Annotated in this window: 11 protein-coding genes; 5 read left to right on the top strand and 6 right to left on the bottom strand. The window is 72.9% G+C overall.

Annotated elements, in window-relative coordinates; all coding sequences use genetic code 11:
• Positions 1–308: 308 nt before the first annotated feature.
• Both ACWKZU_RS06475 and ACWKZU_RS06470 read right to left on the bottom strand, forming a co-directional pair.
• Positions 309–3,353, bottom strand: coding sequence for a UPF0182 family membrane protein (locus tag ACWKZU_RS06475; protein WP_449281584.1), 3,045 nt, complete (start codon positions 3,351–3,353; stop codon positions 309–311).
• A 181-nt stretch (positions 3,354–3,534) separates the two neighbouring features.
• The gene (locus ACWKZU_RS06470; protein WP_449281583.1) at positions 3,535–4,644 is read right to left on the bottom strand and encodes a YlbL family protein; all 1,110 of its coding nucleotides are present in this window, start codon (positions 4,642–4,644) and stop codon (positions 3,535–3,537) included.
• Between the two features lie 121 nt (positions 4,645–4,765).
• On the opposite strand from ACWKZU_RS06470, the gene ACWKZU_RS06465 reads away from it, so the two are divergent.
• Both ACWKZU_RS06465 and ACWKZU_RS06460 read left to right on the top strand, forming a co-directional pair.
• The gene (locus ACWKZU_RS06465) at positions 4,766–6,169 is read left to right on the top strand and encodes a zinc-dependent metalloprotease (RefSeq protein ID WP_449281582.1); all 1,404 of its coding nucleotides are present in this window, start codon (positions 4,766–4,768) and stop codon (positions 6,167–6,169) included.
• Positions 6,170–6,287: 118 nt separating this feature from the next.
• Positions 6,288–7,217, top strand: coding sequence for a hypothetical protein (locus tag ACWKZU_RS06460; protein ID WP_449281581.1), 930 nt, complete (start codon positions 6,288–6,290; stop codon positions 7,215–7,217).
• On the opposite strand, the gene ACWKZU_RS06455 is transcribed toward ACWKZU_RS06460, so the two are convergent.
• Positions 7,114–8,802, bottom strand: coding sequence for an ATP-dependent helicase (locus tag ACWKZU_RS06455; protein WP_449281580.1), 1,689 nt, complete (start codon positions 8,800–8,802; stop codon positions 7,114–7,116). The two genes, ACWKZU_RS06460 and ACWKZU_RS06455, sit on opposite strands and share 104 nt — an antisense overlap.
• Positions 8,792–9,796 carry an NAD(+) diphosphatase gene (gene nudC / locus ACWKZU_RS06450; protein WP_449281579.1) on the bottom strand — a complete coding sequence of 335 codons (1,005 nt, stop codon included), beginning with the start codon at positions 9,794–9,796 and terminating at the stop codon, positions 8,792–8,794. Before nudC ends, ACWKZU_RS06455 begins: the two co-directional genes overlap by 11 nt.
• A 134-nt stretch (positions 9,797–9,930) precedes the next feature.
• Between nudC and ACWKZU_RS06445 the strand changes: the two genes are divergently transcribed.
• Positions 9,931–11,313 carry a phosphotransferase gene (locus tag ACWKZU_RS06445; RefSeq protein ID WP_449281578.1) on the top strand — a complete coding sequence of 461 codons (1,383 nt, stop codon included), beginning with the start codon at positions 9,931–9,933 and terminating at the stop codon, positions 11,311–11,313.
• 19 nt (positions 11,314–11,332) lie between these two features.
• The gene (locus ACWKZU_RS06440; RefSeq protein ID WP_449281577.1) at positions 11,333–12,112 is read left to right on the top strand and encodes a glycerophosphodiester phosphodiesterase family protein; all 780 of its coding nucleotides are present in this window, start codon (positions 11,333–11,335) and stop codon (positions 12,110–12,112) included.
• A 1-nt stretch (position 12,113) separates the two neighbouring features.
• Here ACWKZU_RS06440 and ACWKZU_RS06435 read toward each other — a convergent pair whose 3' ends face one another.
• Positions 12,114–15,752, bottom strand: a complete 3,639-nt coding sequence (locus tag ACWKZU_RS06435; RefSeq protein WP_449281576.1) for an ATP-dependent helicase — start codon at positions 15,750–15,752, stop codon at positions 12,114–12,116.
• Positions 15,749–19,186, bottom strand: coding sequence for a PD-(D/E)XK nuclease family protein (locus ACWKZU_RS06430; RefSeq protein WP_449281575.1), 3,438 nt, complete (start codon positions 19,184–19,186; stop codon positions 15,749–15,751). The genes ACWKZU_RS06435 and ACWKZU_RS06430 overlap by 4 nt, the downstream gene beginning before the upstream one ends.
• A 172-nt stretch (positions 19,187–19,358) precedes the next feature.
• Here ACWKZU_RS06430 and ACWKZU_RS06425 point away from each other — a divergent pair, with 172 nt between their 5' ends.
• Positions 19,359–19,583 (top strand): DUF3107 domain-containing protein, encoded by a 225-nt coding sequence (locus ACWKZU_RS06425; RefSeq protein ID WP_449281574.1) that lies wholly within the window; start codon positions 19,359–19,361, stop codon positions 19,581–19,583.
• Positions 19,584–19,588: the final 5 nt, after the last annotated feature.

Here is a 19,588-nt window from a genome sequence, read left to right as displayed (position 1 = left end):
GAACGGGCGTCGGCGCGCCCTTCCACCCACGGACCCTGCACTCCGCGCGCCAGAAGTTGCTGCCATTTCTCCGATTTGGTGACAACTACTGACGCGCGAATCTCGAGCAGAGGCCTCGCATGAGAGGAGCGGTGGACAGCACGCAGAGCGACATAGCGGAGTGGCGGGCAGAGCGGCACGCCGGGCCGCGGGCAGGGCGGTGGGCCGGGCGGCACGCCGGGCTGCGGGCGGCACGCAGAGCGGCACACAACGCACGACGGCCCGGCCCCCTGATCGGGGACCGGGCCGTGCGCGCGTCGGCGCGTCGGCTACTCGGCCTGCAGCGCGGCCTCCAGGGCCCGTCGCAGGCGCTCGTCGGCCCGACCGTAGGCGGTCCAGTCGCCGGCCTGCATGGCCTCGTCGCGGTCCTGGATCGCCTGCTGCATCTCTCGCAGCGCCTCGTCGAGGCTCAAGTCGGACCCCGTGGATCCACCGGGCTCCTCCTCGCCCGAGGGATCCTCGGTCTCGCCGGTTCCGTCGGGCTCGTCCGGCGACGCCGGGACCTCGACGCCGCCGTCACCGGCGTTGGCGCCGGAATTGCCGCCGAAGAGGGAGTCCAGCGCCTCGTCGAGAGTGTCCTCGAACGCGATCTGGTCGCCGAAGGCGACGAGCACCTTCTGCAGGATCGGGAAGCTGGTGCCCGAAGACGCCTGCACGTAGACCGGCTGCACGTACAGCAGGCCGCCGCCGACCGGCAGGGTGAGCAGGTTGCCGCTGATGACCCGGCTCTCGCCCTGACGCAGGATGTTGAGCAGGCGCGACACCTCGGAGTCGGTGGTGAAGCTGTTCTGCACCTGTCCGGGGCCCGGGATCGGGTTGCCCTTCGGCAGCGTCAGCAGTTTGAGCGTGCCGTACTCCTCGGAGATCTCGCCCGCGTCGGAGCCCGCGTTCGAGTTCGCCGCGAGGTAGCCGGTGAGGATGTCTCGCGAGCCCTCGCCCTGCTGATCCGGGATGTAGGTCGAATAGATCGAGAAGTTCGGGTCGGCCTCGGCCCCGGCCGCCAGCGTGAGGTAGTACGGCGGCTGGGCCCGCTTCACCGCACCGGCGGCGGCGCTCGACACCGGGTCGTCCGGCGTGCGCCACCGGTCCTCGGCCGAGTAGAAGGCGTCGGAGTCGGTGACGTGGTACTGGCCGAGCACCGCCCGCTGCACCTTGAAGAGATCGCTCGGGTAGCGCACGTGGCTGAGCAGGTCGCCGCTCATCTCGGAGACGCTCTCGAGGGTGCCCGGGAAGATCTTGCCCCACGACTGCAGCAGCGGATCCTCGGTGTCCCAGGCGTACAGCTTCACGGAGCCGTCGTAGGCGTCCACCGTCGCCTTGACCGAGTTGCGGATGTAGTTGACCGTCTTGGGCATCGGGTCCGTGCGCTCGTTGTCCGCGTCGACCGTCAGAGCGTTCATGTCGTTCTGCTGGGAGTACGGATAGTCGGCGGACGTGGTGTAGCCGTCGATGATCCAGACGATGCGGCCGTCGACCACGGAGGCATAGGGCGACTTGTCGATCGTGAGGTAGGGCGCCACCTTCTGCACTCGATCGACCGGGTTGCGATCGTAGAGGATCTGCGATCCCTCGACCACGGCGCCCGAGAGCAGCACCTCCATGTCCTGGAACTTCAGCGCGTAGATCAGCTTCGTGAAGAGATTGCTCAGCGTGGGGCCGCCGTCGCCGGAGAAGGTGGTCATGTTCTGACGGCCCGCGGGGGCCTCCTCGACCGCTTCCTCCTCCGCCGGTTCCTCCGTGGCGGGCGTCTCCTCGGCAGGAGTCTCCTCGGCCGCCTCGCCGCCCTCGGGCTCGGCCGGCTCCGGATCGTCGGCGGTGGCCTCGGCGGTGCTCTCGGCGTCCGCCGGGAAGTCGAGCTCGATCGGCTTGGAGCGCTCGCCGCCCACGATCGAGTACTCGGGCGAGTTCATGCCGAAGTAGACGCGGGGCTCGAACTCGCCGAGCTTGCCGCTCGTGGGGATCCCGTTCTCGAGGAACACGGGCTCGCCGCCCGGGGAGCGCTGATTGCCATAGGCCGCGACGAGGCCGTAGCCGTGCGTGTAGACGAGCGTGCGGTTGTACCAGCCGCTCTGATCGCTGATGTCGATGTCGCGGATGGCGGAGACCGTGTCCTCCACGCGGCCGTCGATCTCGTAGCGGTCGACGTTGAGCGAGGTGGGGAACTGGTAGTACTGACGGATCTGCTCGAGCTGGGCGAACGTCGGCGATACGACCTCGGGGTCGATGATGCGGATGTTGGCCGTGGTCTCGGCGTCGTTGCGCAGCGCGCCGGGCTCGGCGTCGGTCACCGCGTCGTAGCGCTCGACCTGCACGTCGTCGATGCCGTACGCGGCTCGCGTCGCCTCGATGTTGCGCTGGATGTACTCCGCCTCGAGGCTCTTCTCGTCGGGGCGCACCTGGAACTGCTGCACCGCCCAGGGATAGCCGATCCCGAGGACGATGCTCGACACGAGGAAGAGCGCGGTGCCGATCACCGGCAGCCGCCACTTGCCCGTGAAGGCCGTGACGAGGAACAGCACAGCCACGATGATCGCGATGCCGGCGAGGATCTGCTTGCCGGGGATCACGGCGTGCACGTCCTGGAAGAGCGCGCCGGTCCACTGCCCGCTGGCCCCCGTGAGCGTTCCGTACTGATCGAGCCACAGGCTCGCTGCCTGCAGCAGCAGGTACACGGTGGCCAGCACCGCCGCCTGGATGCGGGTGGCCTTCGAGACCCGCACATCGCGGCCCGAGAAGGAGATGCCGCCGTAGAGGTAGCTCGTGGCCACCCCCGCGATGAGCGAGATCAGCACCACCGCGGAGGCGAAGCCGACGATCCCGCGCAGCATCGGCAGATCGAAGAGGAAGAACGAGATGTCGAGTCCGAACTGGGCGTCCTTCTCCCCCGACGCCTCGCCGTTGAGCCACAGCAGCGCGCGCTGCCACTGGGCCGCGGTGCTGAAGCCGGCGAAGAGGCCAACGACGGCCGGCAGCCCCCACTTCACGAGGCGGCGCAGCGGCTCGAACAGCTCCTGATACCGGTCGAGCTGCGCGGTGAGGCGGGCGTAGACGGGGCGCTTGCGGTAGGCGATATCGATCGCGAAGAAGACCGGCACCGCCATTCCGACGAATCCGATCGCGAACATCACTCCCGCCGCGATCCACTGGGTGGTCAGCACGGGCAGATATCCGAGTTGGCGGTACCACATCACCTCGGCGAGCACCGCTGCCACGGCGAGGAAGCCGAGGATCAGCACCACCACCAGGATCACGGTGATGGCGAGCGGCGATAGTCGGCGCTGACGGGCCGGAGCGTGTGCGTTCTGGTCGGTCACGTCTCTGTAGTTCTTCCTGTCCAGAGTGCACCCCGAGGGGTGCCGGGCGGGGTCCGTACCACCCTATCGGTCGCCCCTGACAAGAACCCCCGCGCCCCGCGACCGGTACGGAGCGACACTCGCGCCAGGCCGGCGCATGCGACCCGCCCACCCGCCCGGTGCAGCCGCGGTGCGCGCGCCGCTACTCCCCCGCGAGCGCGTCGCAGCGCTCGATCCCCGCGGGCTCCTCGCCGGAGGTCAGCGCGTCGATCGCGGCGACCGCCTCGTCGAGCGATTCCACGGGCGCGATCCGCAGGCCCGCCGGCAGCCGACTGGGCAGATCGGCGCAGTTGTCGAGCGGCATGAGGAACAGCTCGCTGCCGGCGCGCTCCGCGGCCCACATCTTCTGCGCGAGGCCGCCGATCGCGCCGACCTCCCCGGAGTCCGTCATCGTGCCCGTGCCGCTGACGACGCGCCCGTCGAGCAACTCGCCGGGCGTCAGCCGGTCCAGGATCGCGAGCGCGAACACGAGCCCCGCGCTCGGGCCCCCGATCTGCGAGAGGCTGATGTCGACCTCGGCCGGGAGCTCGTACGCGCTCGAGATCATGGCGCCGATCAGCGGCTGGTCCCCGCCCTCCGGCAGTCGCGGCGTGAGCCGCACCTCGCGCTCCTCACCGTCGCGCACGATCCCGACGCGGATCTCGGTGCCCGCGCCCGCCTCGGCGATCCCGCGGCGCAGATCGTCGAAGTCCTCGACCTCCCGGCCGTCGAGGCTCACGAGCCGGTCACCGGTCTCGAGCAGGCCGTCGGCGGGGCCGTCCTCCGACACGCCCGCGACGCTCAGCTCGACGCCCACGGGCGCCCCCACCGCGCGGAAGGCGGCTGCGGCCGACTGCGCCTGGGACGAGTCCATGAGCACGGCGTTCTCCGTCTCGCGCTGCTCCACCGTGACACCCTGGGGGTAGAACTCCCCGACGGGGGCCACGCGCTGGGCGGGATCGAGGAGGGCCGGCACGAGTGAGAGCCAGCTCTTCGGCTGATCCGGGTTGCCGAGGATCGAGACAGTGAGCAGGTTCAGCTCGCCGGTCGTGGGATAGGTCCGCGCGCCGTCGATCGTGATGACCGGAGCCGGCTCGTCGTCGATCTTCACCTCGCCGAGCGTGTCGACCACGGGACCCGGCTGCTCGATGACGTAGGGCGAGGGCACCACGGCCGCGAGCAGCATGACGCAGGCGAGGATCGCGATCCCGAGCAGTACGCGCGATCTGCGGCGCTCGATGCCCTCGTCGTCCACCCGGTCCCGCCCCTCCACGGCTCGGCGCCGCTGTTCGCAGTCGGCGCAATGGAAATCGCCGAGCGACGGTCAATCTAGCAGGCGGATCTGATCGGGGTGCCGTAGCGTGGTGGGCAACGGATGACCGGAGGAACGGGTGATGAGCGCGAACGACCAGAACGGCGCGGACGACCAGGGCCGGAGCGACGATTTCGAAGAGCTGCAGCGCATGCTGCGGAACATGCTCTCGGGCGGCGCCCCCGGCGGCGGCATGGATCCCGAGCAGTTCGCGAAGGCCGCCGGCCTGCCGATCGATCCGCAGGCCCTGCAGGGCCTCTTCAGCACGTTGCAGGGCGCGATGCAGCATCCCGGCGAGGGGATCGACTGGTCCGCCGCGCGGCGCACCGCGATCGAGGTGGCGAGCGACGGCGCCGCGCCGGCCGACCCGGCCCCGGCCGAGCGGGCGTTCCCCGTGGCGGCGCTGTGGCTCGACGAGGCGACCGAGCTCGGCACCACTCCCGACGCGCCCCGCACGCTGACCCGCATCGAGTGGGTGCAGCAGTCGATCGACACCTGGGTGGGGCTGGCGGAACCCGTGGCCGAGTCGATCACGAAGGCGCTCATGGAGGCGCTGCAGAGCCAGATGCCCGAGGAGCTCAGCGGAGCGCTGCAGGGCGCGACGCCCATGCTGCGCAGCGTGGGCGGGGCCCTCTTCGCGGTGCAGCTGGGCACGATCGTCGGCCGCCTGTCGGGCGAGGTGGTGTCGGCGGGCGACATCGGGATCCCGCTGCTCTCCGGCACCGGGCGCGAGGGCGGCGCCCTCCTGCCCGGCGGGGTCGCGGCCTTCGCGGAGGGCCTCGATCAGGACGCGGAGGCGGTGACGCTTTACCTCGCGGTGCGGGAGCTGGCGCACGCCCGGCTCTTCCGCCACACCAAGTGGCTGCGGCTGCATCTGCTCACGGCGATCACCGACTACGCGCGCGGGATCCGGATCGACACCGATCGCATCGAGGAGCTCGCCCGCGAGATCGATCCGGAGCACCCGGAGCAGATCCAGGAGATCATCGCCGGCGGCGCTCTCATCCCGCCGAAGACCGACGCGCAGGAGGCGGCGCACGCGCGCCTCGAGACCATGCTGGCGCTCGTCGAGGGCTGGGTGGACGTCGTCACGGCCGACGCGGCGAAGCGCCTGCCCGGCGCGGAGGCCATCGCCGAGATGGTGCGCCGGCGCCGCGCGACGGGCGGACCGGCGGAGCACGCCTTCGCCGCGCTCGTGGGACTGGAGCTGCGGCCGCGCCGACTGCGCGAGGCCGCGGCGCTGTGGCGCCTCGTGGCCGAGCGCAGCGATGTCGCCACCCGGGACGGGCTGTGGGCGCATCCCGACCTGCTGCCGAGCTCGGAGGAGCTCGATCACCCCGCGCGGCTGCTGGAGCGCCTCGGGCTGGCCGGATCAGCACCGGACGCCGAGTCGGATGAGTTCGACGCCGCGCTCGCGCAGCTGCTCGACGGCGAACTGCCGCCGCACGAGGGCGGGGAGGACGGCACGGGCCGCGGCACGAGCTGAGCCCCGGCCGGGCCGGCCCTTCGTCCACAAGCGACTCCGCGCCGCGGCCCCGATCGAATCCATCCGCGTTCCTGTGGATAGCGCGGTCGAGGACGTCCGGGCCTTGCAGACTCGGGGCATGAACGACCTCATCACCCGGATCCACCCGGATCTCCCCCTCTGCTGGGAGGACCCGGAGACGCTGCGCATCGGTTTCGAGCGGGCGCGCGCCCGGATACGGAGTCCCTCCGCCGGTGCGCAGCGGTTCATCGGCAGGCTGGTCTCCGGAGTGCCCGGAGACGAGCTGCTCGAAGAGGCCCGCCGGGCGGGCCTCATGCCTCCCGAGGCCCGACGGCTGCTCGACGACCTCGCTCCGGCACTCCTCACCGCGCCGGGGCCGCCGGGGCCGTCCGCTCCGACGGCGCGACCGCGACTGCTGCGCACGATCCTCGGCGACGACGGCCGCGAACCTCCCGGACTGCGCGACGCGCTCATCGCCACCGGGCTGTGCACCTTCGACGGCGGCGAAGAGGGTGCGTCCGGGGCGCACTGCGAGCTCGCAGTCCACGTCGAGCGGTTCCTCGAGCCGCTCGAGCGCGCGCAGCGCTGGCTCATCGAGGAGGTCCCGCACCTGCTCGTCCGCTTCACGGACGGCGCGGTTCAGGTCGGCCCGCTGGTCGGAGCGCGGGGACGCCCGTGCCACAGCTGCATCTCTCTGGGCTTCCTGAGCCGGGATCCGGCCTATCCGGTGCTCGCGGCGCAACTCTCGGGTCGCACGCCGCGCAGCGAGACCGCCGCGAGCGCGCACATGGCCGCCGCCTTCGCCGCGCTGCTGATCCGGGAGTGGCTCTCCGGCGCGGAGACGGCTCACGTGAAGCGCTTCACGATCCCCGTGCACCGTGGTCTCGTGCACGGGGCACCGCGCATCGACGTCGTGTCGCCGCACGGCGGATGCGGATGCGCGCTCAGTGCAGCAGCCCGGCCTCCGCGACGAAGCGCGACGGCTGACGAGCGGAGCGGGCTCCCCCCTCCACCCCCGAGAGCCGCAGCACGTCGCGGGCCCGGGTGAAGGCGACGTAGCAGAGCCTCCGCTCCTCGTCGACACCGGCTTCATCGCTCGCGTGCGCGATCGGCAGGATCCCCTCGCTCAGGCCGACCACGTGCACGAGCGACCACTCGAGACCCTTCGCCGCGTGGATCGCGCTCAGCGTGACGGCGTCGAGGGTGGGTTCGTGCTGGGTGCGCTGACGTGCGAGCAGCTCCTCGCTGAACTCGCGGATCCCTGCACCGGGCGGCATCTCGTCGACCAGCGAGAGCAGCGCGCCGAGCGCCTCCCAGCGCTCCCGCTCGGCGGCGCCTTCGGGGGCCCTCGCCGTCCACCCGCCGGCCCGCAGCACGTCGCTGACGATCTGGAAGAGCGGACGCGAGTCCGCGACCTTCGCCTCGCCCCGGATCAGCATGACCGCCTGACGCACGTCCGCGCGCTCGAAGAACCGCTGGGCGCCGTGCACGCGAGCGCTGATCCCGCGCTGCTGCAGCGCCGCTTCGAAGCGCGCCGACTGCGCGTTGGTGCGGTAGAGGATCGCGACCTGCGAGGCCGGGGTGCCGGCCCGCAGCGCCGCCGCGATCGAGTCGGCCACGGCCTCGGCCTCGTCGTGCTCGCTCGCGAACCACTCGAACGTCGGCGCGAGTTCGGCGTGGACCTCCTCCGTGCGTGTGGCCTGGAGCGTGAGCGCGCCCGGCCGGTCGCGCATCAGGCGGTTCGCAAGGCGGACCACCGGCTCCGTCGAGCGGTAGTTGCGCTCGAGGCGGATCTGCCGCGCGTGCGGATACTCCACGCCGAAGCGCAGCAGGTACGAGCTCGAGGCCCCCGCGAACGAGTAGATGGTCTGGCTCGCGTCGCCCACCACGCATACGTCGTCCCGGTCGCCGAGCCACACCCGGAGCAGGGCGTGCTGCAGTGGCGATACGTCCTGGAACTCGTCGACGGTGAAGAAGCGATAGCGCTCGCGCACCTGCAGCGCGGCGCGGGGCTCGGTCTCGAGCATGCCGGTGAGCAGCACCAGCACGTCCTCGAAATCGATCTGCCGGCGCTCCTCGAGCAGCGCCGCGTACCCCCGATGCACGTCGACGAGCTGCTCGCGGGTGAGACCGAGGGGCACCGGCCGCTCCTCCACCCGGGACTCGTACCCGTCGATGCCGAGCATCGAAGTCTTGCGCCACTCGATCTCGGAGGCGACATCGCGCAGCGCCTCACCGCCGAGACGCAGGCCGAGGCTCTCGACCACCTGGGAGACGGCCGCGACCTTTCCCGGCAGCATCTTCGGGGCGGCGCCGCCGACGAGCTGCGGCCAGAAGTGGTTCAGCTGCGCGAACGCCGCGCCGTGGAAGGTCTGCGCGCGCACCCCCTCCGCGCCGAGCCCGCGCAGACGGCCCTGCAGCTCACCCGCCGCCTTGCGGGTGAAGGTGACCGCGAGCACCCGATCCGGCGCGTACACGCCGGTGCGCACGCCGTGCGCGATCCGGTGCGTGATGGCGCGGGTCTTCCCCGTTCCGGCCCCGGCGAGCACCGCCACCGGACCCCGCAGGCACTCCGCGATCTCCCGCTGTTCGGGATCGAGGCCCGCGAGCACCTCGTCGCCGTCACTCGCCACCGGCGTCGCCCTCCGCGACCCAGCGGTCGATCATCCAGCGCGCGATCGAGAGCGGCATCGGGAACGTGATGCCCGGCGAGGGAACGCGCAGCTCGGCGCGGGTGAACCATCGCAGCTCCGAGATCTCCTCCGGATCCGGACGCAGATCGTCCGGATCGGCGCCGTCGGCCAGGCGGGCGCGGAACCCCAGCATGAGCGATCTCGGGAACGGCCACGGCTGGGAAGTCACGTACTCGATGTCGCCGAGCCGCACCCCCGACTCCTCGAAGACCTCGCGCGCGACCGCCTGCTCAAGCGACTCGCCCGCCTCGACGAAGCCGGCGAGCAGCGAGAACCGCCCCGTCTCCCATAGCGCGTTCGAGCCGAGCAGCACCCGGTCGCCGTGCTCGATGAGCACGATCACGGCCGGATCGGTGCGCGGGAACAGCTCTCCCCCGTGCGCATCGCGCCGCGCCCACCCGCCGTACTCGAGCGCGGTGAGAGAGCCGTCCCGCGACGAGAAGGCCGCGCTCTCGTGCCACCGCAGCAGCGCGGAGGCGACGCCCACGAGCTCTCGCTCGGTGTCGCTCAGCTCGCCGCCGACCTCGAAGGGGTGCCGCCACTCCTCGCCGTCCGAGTGCGCATCCCGTTCATCGGCGTTCAGGGCGGCCGATGCGCCGCGATCCTCGGCGTCCGTCGCACCGTCGTCCGCCGCATCGGCATCCGCCGCGCCGTCGTCCGCCATCGCGAACACCGGGTCGCCGTTCATCCGGCCGAGGTAGAGGTGCCGCGCCGCGCCGCTGCCGGGATCGGCCAGCGCGTACTCGTCCGAGGTCGGCAGCAGCGCGAGCCGCAGCGCGCCCGCTTTCCGGCGCACGGGGATCTCCACACCCCGTACGCGCAGCAGCCGCGCTCCGGGCTCGGCCCAGGCGGCGCGCAGGCGGCGGGGCTCCATCCGGGTCGCTGCGTCGCGGTCGAGGGCGCCGCTCGCGAGCGGAGGCCTATCGGGGTTCATCGCTTCTCCTCTCGTGCGCGGGCGCCTCCGCGACGCCGCCCCGGATCCGCTCGGTGCAGTCGTTCGCGGTCCGGTATGGGATGCGGTGCGCGTGGCGCGTGGGCCGAGGCTCCGCACGTGCATACCCTGAGTACATGGCCAGCATTCCTTTCACTCTAGCCGCGCTTGCGACCTCGGCGGTGCCGGGTCTCGTGGTCTTCGGGGTTCGCGAGAATCTGGATGACGAGAGCTACGCGGCCGCGGTCGTGGCGAGCGAGGACGAGGAACTGCTCGTGCGGGTGCCGCGCTCACAGGCCGCCGAGGTGCAGCAGTCCGCCGAGGTGCTCGGACTCGCGGCCCTCACCGAGGGCCCGCGCAGCCGCCTGCCGTTCGCGGTACCGCGCACGCTCGGAATGACCCGGGCCGGGGAGACGCGCGCCGTCGTCTTCACGATGCTGGAGGGCGCGCGCTTCACGGCCGAGGATCTCGCCGACGACGCGCTCCTGCTGCAGCCCATCGCCGAGGCGATCGCGGCGATCCACGAACTCCCGCTGAACGTCGCGCAGCAGGGCGGCCTGCCGGTGCGCAGCGCGCAGGATCTGCGGCTGCGCGCCACGCGGCTCATCGACCGTGCGAGCGCGACGCGGCTGCTGCCCGAGACGGTGCTGCAGCGCTGGGAGCAGACGGTCGAGAGCGCCGAGCTGTGGGACTTCTCCCCGGTCATGGTGCACGGCTCGCTCGACGCCGATCAGATGCGCGTCGAGGAGGATCGCGTCACCGCGGTGCTCGGCTGGTCCGAGCTGTCGCTGGGCGATCCCGCAGCCGACCTATCCTGGCTGCTGGAGGCCGGCTCCGACGTGCTCGATGCCGTGCTCGCGAGATACGCTCAGCTCCGCAACGCGGGATCGCTGAGCCACCTGCGCACCCGGGCCGCGCTGTACCACGAGCTGGAGGTGGCGCGCTGGCTGCTGCACGGCGTCGACTCCCACGATCGCTCGGTCGTGGACGACGCGATCGCGATGCTCGATCGCATGGTCGGCATCGCCGGGCCGCTCGGCCGCGCGCTCGATTCGAGCGCTCCGCGTGCGCCGATGGGAGAGGCCGAGGTCTCCGCGCTGCTGGCCGAAACTCCGGAGGTCGTCGATCAGCTCTCGGACACCGCAGCGTACGAGGCACTGGACGAGGACCGCATGTTCGGGGTCGACACCGACTTCGTAGAGCCGCTCCGCGACGGCGGCGCCTCCGAGAACGGAGTCCCCGAGGACGGGGCTCCCGACGGGGCGTCGCGGGACGGGACTTCTGAGCCCGACGCCTCCGAGCCGGGCGACACCGACGGGCGCGCCTCCGCGGACGGGGGCTCCGCGGACGGCGACTCGGAGAAGACGCCCGGGCGCGCCGGCGGCGGCGAGGCGACCGGCCCGACCGGGGCCGCCGCCGCGACCGATCCCTCGGAACAGCTCACGGAGCCCATCGATCCGTCGGATCTGCCGGGGCCACCGGATCCCGACGGGCGGAGTCCTCGGACCGGGCGCCGCTGACCGTCAAACGCACGGACGCATGACCCACCCCTATCTCTCCGGCACTCCGAGACCTCGTGTGCTCGCGCATCGCGGCTTCGTGCCCGATGCGCTTGCCGCCTCCGGCGTCGTCGAGAACAGCCTCGTCGCCTTCGAGTCGGCGGTGCAGGCCGGGGCCGAGTATCTCGAGACCGATTGCCATCTCACGAGCGACGGCGAGGTGGTGCTCTCCCACGACGCCGATCTGCGCCGGGTCGTCGGCGACCCGAGGCCGATCTCGGCGGTGTCCATCAGCGAGCTCACCGCCCTCATGGCGGATCGGGGCGGCCTCCTGACACTGCAGCAGGCGCTCGAGGCGTTCCCGCGGGCGCGCTTCAACATCGATGTCAAGGCCTCGGAGGCGGCCGAGGCCGTGGGGCGCGCCGTCGCCCGCCACGGGGCCCGGGTGCTCGTCACGAGCTTCTCGGACGCGTATCGGCTGCGGGCGCTGCAGGCCGCCGCCGCGGTCCCGGGATCGCACCACCGCCCCGCGACCTCGCCGGGACGCCGACGGCTCGTGGCAGTACTCGCGGCGATCGCTTCGCGGTCCGGCCCCCGGATCGGGCGTGCGCTCTCGGAGGTGGACGCGCTGCAGATCCCCGAGCGCCGGGGTCCGCTGCGCGTGCTGAGCCCCCGCCTGATCGAGGAGACCCGCCGCAACGGAGTCGAGGTGCACGTCTGGACGGTGAACGACCCGCAGCGCATGCGCGAGCTGGTCGACCTCGGCGTATCGGGGGTCATCACCGATCGCGCGGATCTCGCGCTCGACGCACTGGGGTGAGTCAGCGCTCGGGAGCCCCGGCGAGCCGGGCCGCGGCCTCCCTCCAGATCCGTTCCAGATCGTCGATGCTGCGAGGCGTGCCGCCGCGCAGTTCGACGCCCTCGGCCACGTAGAAGAGCGAGACGTCGATGAGCGCCGGATCGATGCCGGCCCACTGCGCGTAGGCGTGCCGGTAGAGATCGAGTTGGAAGAACCGGCTTTCGCGCTCCCGGTCGTTCCGCGGCGGCCGCCCGGCCTTCCAGTCGACGATCTCGTAGCGCGCGGTCGCTCCCTCCGGATCCGCGGAGTCCGTCACCCGGTAGACCGCGTCGAGCTTGCACACGAGGGTTCTTCCCGCGAAGGGCAGGGTCACCTCCTGCTCCACGGCGATCGGCCTCCGGTCGGCCCAGCGCGAGCGCTCGAACTGCTCGATCAGCGGCTGCAGCGCCGCCTCGTCCTCGGGCCCGGGATCCCCCGCACCGGCGGCCTCCGCGCCAGTGGCACTCGTGGCACCCGCGACCGCTCCCGCGGCCCCTCCAGCCGGGCCGGAGGCTTCTCCGCCCGGCCCCGCCGCGTCCGCGGCGCCCGCCGATCCGAGGCCGGCACCGTCGAACTCGGTCAGCTCGGGATCGGGAAGCTCGAGTTCGAGCCCGCTCAGCGGTAGCGCCGTGCCTCGGGCCGTGGTGGCGCGCCGCTCGACCCACTCGTGGAAGCGGTTGCCGATGCGTGTGCGCCGGTAGGGGCGCTGCGGCACCGGGCGCAGCCGCCGCCGTTCGGCCCGCTCGGGGTCCTCGACGAACTCGTGGAAGGTCGAGGCGGTGATGCGCTCCGGGAGCTCCGCCGCTTCGGCCGCGGCCGAAGCGGTCTTCGCAGCAGCAGCAGCCGGGGCCGCTCCGCCGCGGGGACTCCCGCCCCGGGCCTCCTGCGCAGCACGCCGCTCGGCGAGCAGCAGGCGGACCGTCTCGTCGAGATCGGCGTCCCCGCGCCAGTCCCATCCGGGCTCGCGCGCGTCGAGTGCTGCGCGCAGCGTCTCGGCCGCGCGCAGCACCGCAGGGCCCCGGGCCCCGAGCGGGTCCGGCGGCCACTGCATCGTGAGCTCGGCGAGTTCGCTGGGATCGCTCTCGTGCGCGCTGGCCTCCGGCAGACCGGCGACGATTCCGGCCTCCTGCAGTTCGAGCAGATAGGGCGAGGGCGGGCGCGGGCGCGTCTGCCCGCCCCAGAACGATCCGCTCAGCAGCAGCCGATCGGCGGAGCGCGTGACGGCGACGTAGGCCAGCCGCCGTTCCTCCTCCTGATGCCGCTCCTTGAGCTCCTCCTTGTACGCGGCGATCCGGTCGCAGAGCTCCTTCTGCGTGGAGGCGATGCGCCAGTTCAGCTGCGGCCTGGCCGGGGCGTCGCCCCGCAGCTCGTCGGGGATCTCTCCGGTGCGCAGCCAGCCGGTTCCGGTGCGCGGGGTACCCGGGAACTCTCCGCTCACGAGCCGGGGCACGGCGACCAGATCCCACTCCAGTCCCTTCGCCCCGTGCGCGGTGATGAGCTGCACCGTGCCGGGCTGCGGCGCCGCGACGTGCTCCGCCGCTTCGTCGGATTCGGTGGCGCGTTCGATCCACTCGAGCAACGACGCCAGCGTGCCGCGGCTGTCCACCGCGAGGTAGCCCTCCACGAGTTCGGCGAACACGTCGAGATTGGCGTGGGCCGCCGAGCTCCCGGCCAGCTCCCGGGCCTCGTTGGCGTCGAGCTCGATGTCGAGGCGCAGTGCCTGCACCGTGGCGCTGATCAGCTCTCCGACGCTGCCGCCGACGCCCTGTCGCAGGCCGGCCAGCATCCGGCCCGCCTCGCGCAGGCGAACGCGTCCCGTCTCGCTGATCCCCCGCAGCGCGCGATGATCGAGATCGCGCATCGAGGCGATCTGGTCGAGCGCGTCGATGAGGGTGTACTGCCGATCGGGGTCGGGGAGCACGCTGTCGGCGGAGCGCTCCGCCTCGCCGATCGGCTGCTGCGAGACGTCCCGGTCGCCGAACCACCGGGCCGCGTCGCGCAGACCTCCGAGATCGGCGACGCCCAGGCGGAAGCGCGGCCCGGTCAGCAGCCGGATGAGCGGCCCCCCGGCGTCGGCGTACCAGAGGCAGCGCAGCACGCTCACGACATCGGTGACCTCCGGGGTGGTGAGGAGGCCGCCGAGGCCGACGATCCGATTGGGAACGCCCGCGTCCGTGAGCGCGGCAGAGAACGCCGCCATGGGGCTGCGCTTGCGGAAGATGACGGCGGCGCTCGGCTGCTCGCCGTGCTCGGCGAGGTGCGCCGCCCGGGCGGCGCGCATCCAGTCGGCCACCTCGAGCCGCTCCTCGTGCACGGTCTCCGGATAGCACCACTCGACCGTTCCGGCCCCCGCTCCGGGGCGCGGCGCGAGGCGCGGCACCTCGACCGCGGCCTCCGCGGCGAGCGGGGCCGAGATGGCGTTGGCGGCGTCGAGCACCCGCTCCGGGTTGCGCCAGCTCGTCGACAGCGTCAGCGTCGCCGGCGCGTGCGCCGGGACCGCTGCGGTCCGTGCCCGGAAATCGACGTGGAAGGATTGCAGTCCCTCGGCGGAGGCGCCCCGCCAGCCGTAGATCGACTGGTGCGGATCGCCGACGGCCATGACGGGGGCTCCCGCGAAGATCATGGACAGGAATCGGGTCTGCCCCACGGAGGTGTCCTGCACCTCGTCGAGCAGCACGGCGCGGTGGCGCCGCTGGAGCACGCGGATCGCGTCCGCCGATCGCTCGAGCGAGCGGGTGGCGAGGGCGAGCTGATCGGAGAACTCGACGAGTCCCCGGCGCTGCTTCTCATCCGCGTAGGCGCGCGCGAGCCGGGTGATGAGCGGGGTCTCCGCCAGGCTCGCGACCGCGTCGCGCACGGGGGCGTAGATCTTGCCGCTGTCGAGGGGGGTCTTCTCGTTGTAGGGCAGTCGCCGTACCCCGGCGAACTCCTCGACGACCTGGTCGACGCGGTCGAGGGAGGTGAGGTTATCCGCGACGGCGTGATCGAGGTTCAGGACGTGCCGCACCAGCTGTGCGATGCCGAGCTCGCTGCTCGCGAGTGCGGGATCGTCGCTCTCGAGCACGACCTCGCGTGCGATGCGCCAGGCCGTCGCCTCGTCGATGACGACCGAGCCGGACGCCGCGCCGGCCGCGACGCCGAACTCCTGCAGCACACCCGCGGCGAAGGAGTTGTAGGTGCTCACCTCCGGGATGTCGAGGCCATCGGCGAGCAGTTCGATCAGCTGCGCGGCGCGCGCCGACTCGTCCGCCGAGAGGTCTCCGCGCTCATCGGCGTCGCGCAGCCGTGCGGCGAAGGTCTCGAGCCTGCCGGTGATGCGCTCGCGCAGTTCTCCCGCGGCCTTGCGGGTGAAGGTGAGCCCCAGGATCTCGTCGGGTGCCGCCAGCCCGTTCGCCACGAGCCAGACGACCCGATTCGCCATGGTCTCGGTCTTTCCGCTGCCCGCGCCCGCGACCACGAGCGTGCTGCCGCCGAGCGGGTGCTCGATGACCGCGCGCTGCTCGGGCGTGGGCACGACCGGCGGCTTCGGCGGGGTCGCGAGGATCCGGGCGATGCGCTCGGCCGAGAACACGGGTCGGGAGCCGCGGTCGAGTGCGAGGGGGGCCGTCATCGTGTCGCTCATGCGCGGCTCACCGCCGGGATGATGTGCAGTCTGCAGTCGCCCGGCTGGTGCGGATCGGAGCAGTGATGCTCCACGCGCGCCGTGTACTCCCCGGCCGCCATGACCCGTGCGACCTCCGCGACCCGACGCACCAGCTCCTCCGCCGCCTCTTCCGTGATCGGCTGCTGCACGCGCTCGACGTACTCCGCCTTCTTCGCGGCGTCGGGGTGCACGTAGAGCAGCCTGGCGCCGCCGCTCATCGGTTCGGGGATCTCCGCCGCCGGGGCTGCTGCCGAGGCCTCGGCCGCCGAGGTCTCAGTCGCCGCCCCTCCCCCCTTCGAGTCCTCCACCACCGGGTCCACCACCGGGTCCACCGCCGGGTCCGCCATCGAGGTCTCCGTCGCGTGCGCTTCCGCGCGGTCGAAGTCGAAGGCGTTCCGCGTCACGCCCAGCTGATAGGCCTGCAGCTGCGCGTGAGTCTCGGCGTCCGCCTTGGACGGCAGGTTCCTCCCCGTCTTGAGGTCGAGCACGCTGATCTCCACACCGCCGTCGGCGCGCGGCACCGCCTCGATCCGGTCGGCCACACCGCGCAGCACCGCACGGTCGATCGGCACGGCGAACCGGGTCTCGCGACCGAGGAGCTGCCGTTCGGACGCCTCGAAATCGCGCAGATAGGCGGCGAGACCGCGGGTCTGCGCCTCGGCGAGCCGTCTGGTGCGCTCCGATTCCCACTCCGCTTCGAAGGGCAGTTTGCGCCACTCGCTCAGCACGGCGTCGAGCAGTTCCTCCGGGTCGTGCCCCTGTGCCGTTTCGAGCGCGTGGTGCACGAGCGTGCCCAGGCCGGCCTGCACGCTCCCGCCGCCCCCGCCCAACGCGGCGACCGCCCAGTCGAGCGGGCAGTTCTCCGCGCGTTCGAGCTGCGACGGACTCACCGGGACCCGCAGTTCGGGGTCGCCGTCGAGGTCGTAGAGCGGCGCCGTGGTGCTCGGCGGCAGCACGCCGTACCACTCGTCGGGATGGGCGCCAGTCGCCTGCTCGCCCGCGAGTGCCACGAGGGCGCGCAGCGCCTGCTCGTCCGCGGGATCGCACGCGAGCCTGCGCCGCATCTCGGCTGTGACACCGCGCAGGGTGAGGCGGGCGCTGGGCAGGTCCTCGCGCAGGTGATCGCGCCCGAACCCGAAGAAGGGGCTGGGGCGCTGATCCTCGTCCGCGATCGCGACGACGAGGAGCTCGTCGCGCGCCCTGGCGCAGCTGTGCGCGAACAGCCGCAGCTCGTCGTGAATCGTGTCGCGACGGGACGGCGGGATCGCCTCACCGCCGCGCAGCCAGCGCTCCAGCGCGGCGGTGCCCAGCAGGGAACCGCGCGCCCGGAGGTTCGGCCAGGCCCCGTCCTGCACACCGATGACCGCGACCACGCCGAACTCGCGGCCGATGGCCCCCTGCGGGGTGGTGACCGTGACCGCCGCGCGCTGGCTGCGCTGCGCCAGCGAGTCCTCGGGCACGGCGCTCTGCAGGAGATCCTCGAGCAGCTCGGCGATCGGCTGCTCGCTGTCCTGCTCCTCATGCCGCTGCAGCGCGAAGAAGAGCCCCATGACGGCGTCGAGCGACCGATGCGCCTCGTCGGCGCGCGCACCTCGGCCCTCGAGCGCCTCGTCCTGCCACCGCTCGGCGAGGCGCGTGCGTTCCCACAGCGCCCACAGCACCTCGCGCGGGGTGCCACCCGCCTGCAGCACCTGCGACGCCGCCGCCGCGAGGAGGCCGAGACGGCGCAGCGCCCGCCCTCCGGCGCTGTCGATGACGGGAGTCGCACCTGGGATCGCGAAGGCCTCGAGCACCAGCCCGTCGATCGGCTGCGGCTCCCGCCCCTCGGCCCCCGCCTCGCGGCGCTCCTGCAGCAGGAGCGCCCCCCGCAGGCGCCGGATCGCCACCGGATCGAGTCCCCCGACCACGCCGCCCACGAGCCTGAGCACGTCGGCGGCGGTGAACTCGCGGATGCCGAGCACGTGCTGCAGCAGGAGGATCAGCTCGCGCACGATCTGGTGCTCGCGCAGCACGATCCCGCCGGCCGCCACCCCGGTGGGCACCTGATGCGCCGCGAGGGCGCGTGCGGCCCGCGACGCCTCGGCCCGGCTGCGGCAGATCACCGCCATGTCTCGCCAGGCGACCGGCGGAGCCCCGTGCAGGCCGAGATGCCGCGCTCTGAGCCGGTGCGCGATGATCCCGAGCTGCTCGGCCGGCGAACCCGCCGCGGCGAACTGCACGGCGGCGGTATCTGCAGCAGCGGCACCGGGAACGGCAGCCCCGGGAACGGCGGCCCCGGGGGTAGCCGGGGCGGGGGCAGGCGCGTCGGGAGCGGCGGGTGCGGCACCGTCGTCCGCGGATGTCGCCGCGCGCTGCTCGCCGGCGCCGGCCGCGCCGATGCGGGTCGTCAGCTCCCCGACGAGTCCGCGCACCTCCGTGCCGTGCCGGTGCACGGTCTCGAGCACGGCGAGCTGCTCGGGCTCCGCCGGCGGCGCCCCTGCGCCGCCCCGCCGCGCCAGTTCCGCACCGAGCCGGGAGAGCGCCTCGGTGCGCTCGCCGTGGAAGGCGCTCGTCGCGATGTCGGGATCGCCGAACACCCAGACGGCGCTGCCCGCGCTCGCGCACGCCGCGAGAAGGGCGAGCTCGCCCTCCCCCAGTTCCTGCGCGTCGTCGACGAGGATCATCCGCGGCAGCCGGATCCCACCGGCGGCCTCCGAGGCGACCGCCCCCTCCGCCCGCACCGCGGCCGCCGCCGCTCGCAGCAGCCCGCTCGAGCTCAGTTCGTCCGGGCGCTCGCGCGCGAGCGCATCCGTCACCGCGGCGATGAGGTCCAGCCCGTCGACCCACCGGTCGAGCAGCCCCGGCTCGGGCAGCCGGGTGAAGGCCTCGCCACCCGCCCGCCCGCGCAGACCGCGCAGGCGCTCCGCGAACGGCGCCGCGTCGAGATCGAAGTCGTCGGCGATGCGCCACAGCTCGCGCAGCTCCGCCCGGAAGGCGGGGCTGCGGAGCACCTCGGCGGAGAGCCCGGCGACACCCGTACCGGTCGTTTCCACGTCCGTGAGCCCGACCTCGACCACCGCGGCGATCTCCTCGTCCTGCGCCGTGCCGGTCAGGAGCCGCGGGGCCTCGCGACCGGCGAGGGCGGAGGCTCGGGCGAGCACTGCGAACCCCAGCGATGCGGCCGTGCGGACGGGAGTGCCGCCGATGGCCCGGCCGACGCTGCGCTCGACCGCCGCGCGCAGCTCGGTCGCGACGAGGCGGCTGGGGGCGAGCGCGAGCACGTGCTCCTCCCTCCATCCCGGACGCCGCAGCGCACGGGCGTAGGCTTCGACCAGCACGCGGGTCTTGCCGCTGCCGGGCGCTCCCAGGATGCGGGCGTGACGCGCCGGATCGAGCTCGAGCGCGCGAGCCTGGGAGGGGTCGAATCCGGTCATGCGCTCAGCCTAGTGAGCACCTCCGACATCGCCCGGTTCCGGCGCCGCGGCTGCGCCGAGGGCGAACGCGAGGGCGGGTGGGGCCGCGGCGGGCGCTCTCGGCCCTAGACTCGGAGTCAGTCGTACACAGACCGCTCCGTGGCAAGCGCCGCGGCATTCGAGGAGGCACCCCGTGGAAGTCCGCATCGGCATCAAGCACTCGCCCCGTGAGCTCTCGTTCGAGACCGATTCGACGGCCGACGAGGTGCGCGCCCTCGTCGAGGACGCGGTCGCCAAGGACGCCGCGCTCATCGCGCTCGCCGACACCAAGGGCCGTCAGTACCTCGTCGACGCCGAGTCGATCTCCTACATCGAGCTCGGCGGCGAGGGCAGCCGCAAGGTCGGCTTCATCAGCTAGACCCG

This window comes from Leucobacter sp. (genome assembly GCF_053528595.1).
This window is presented reverse-complemented; position numbering and strand designations above follow the sequence as displayed.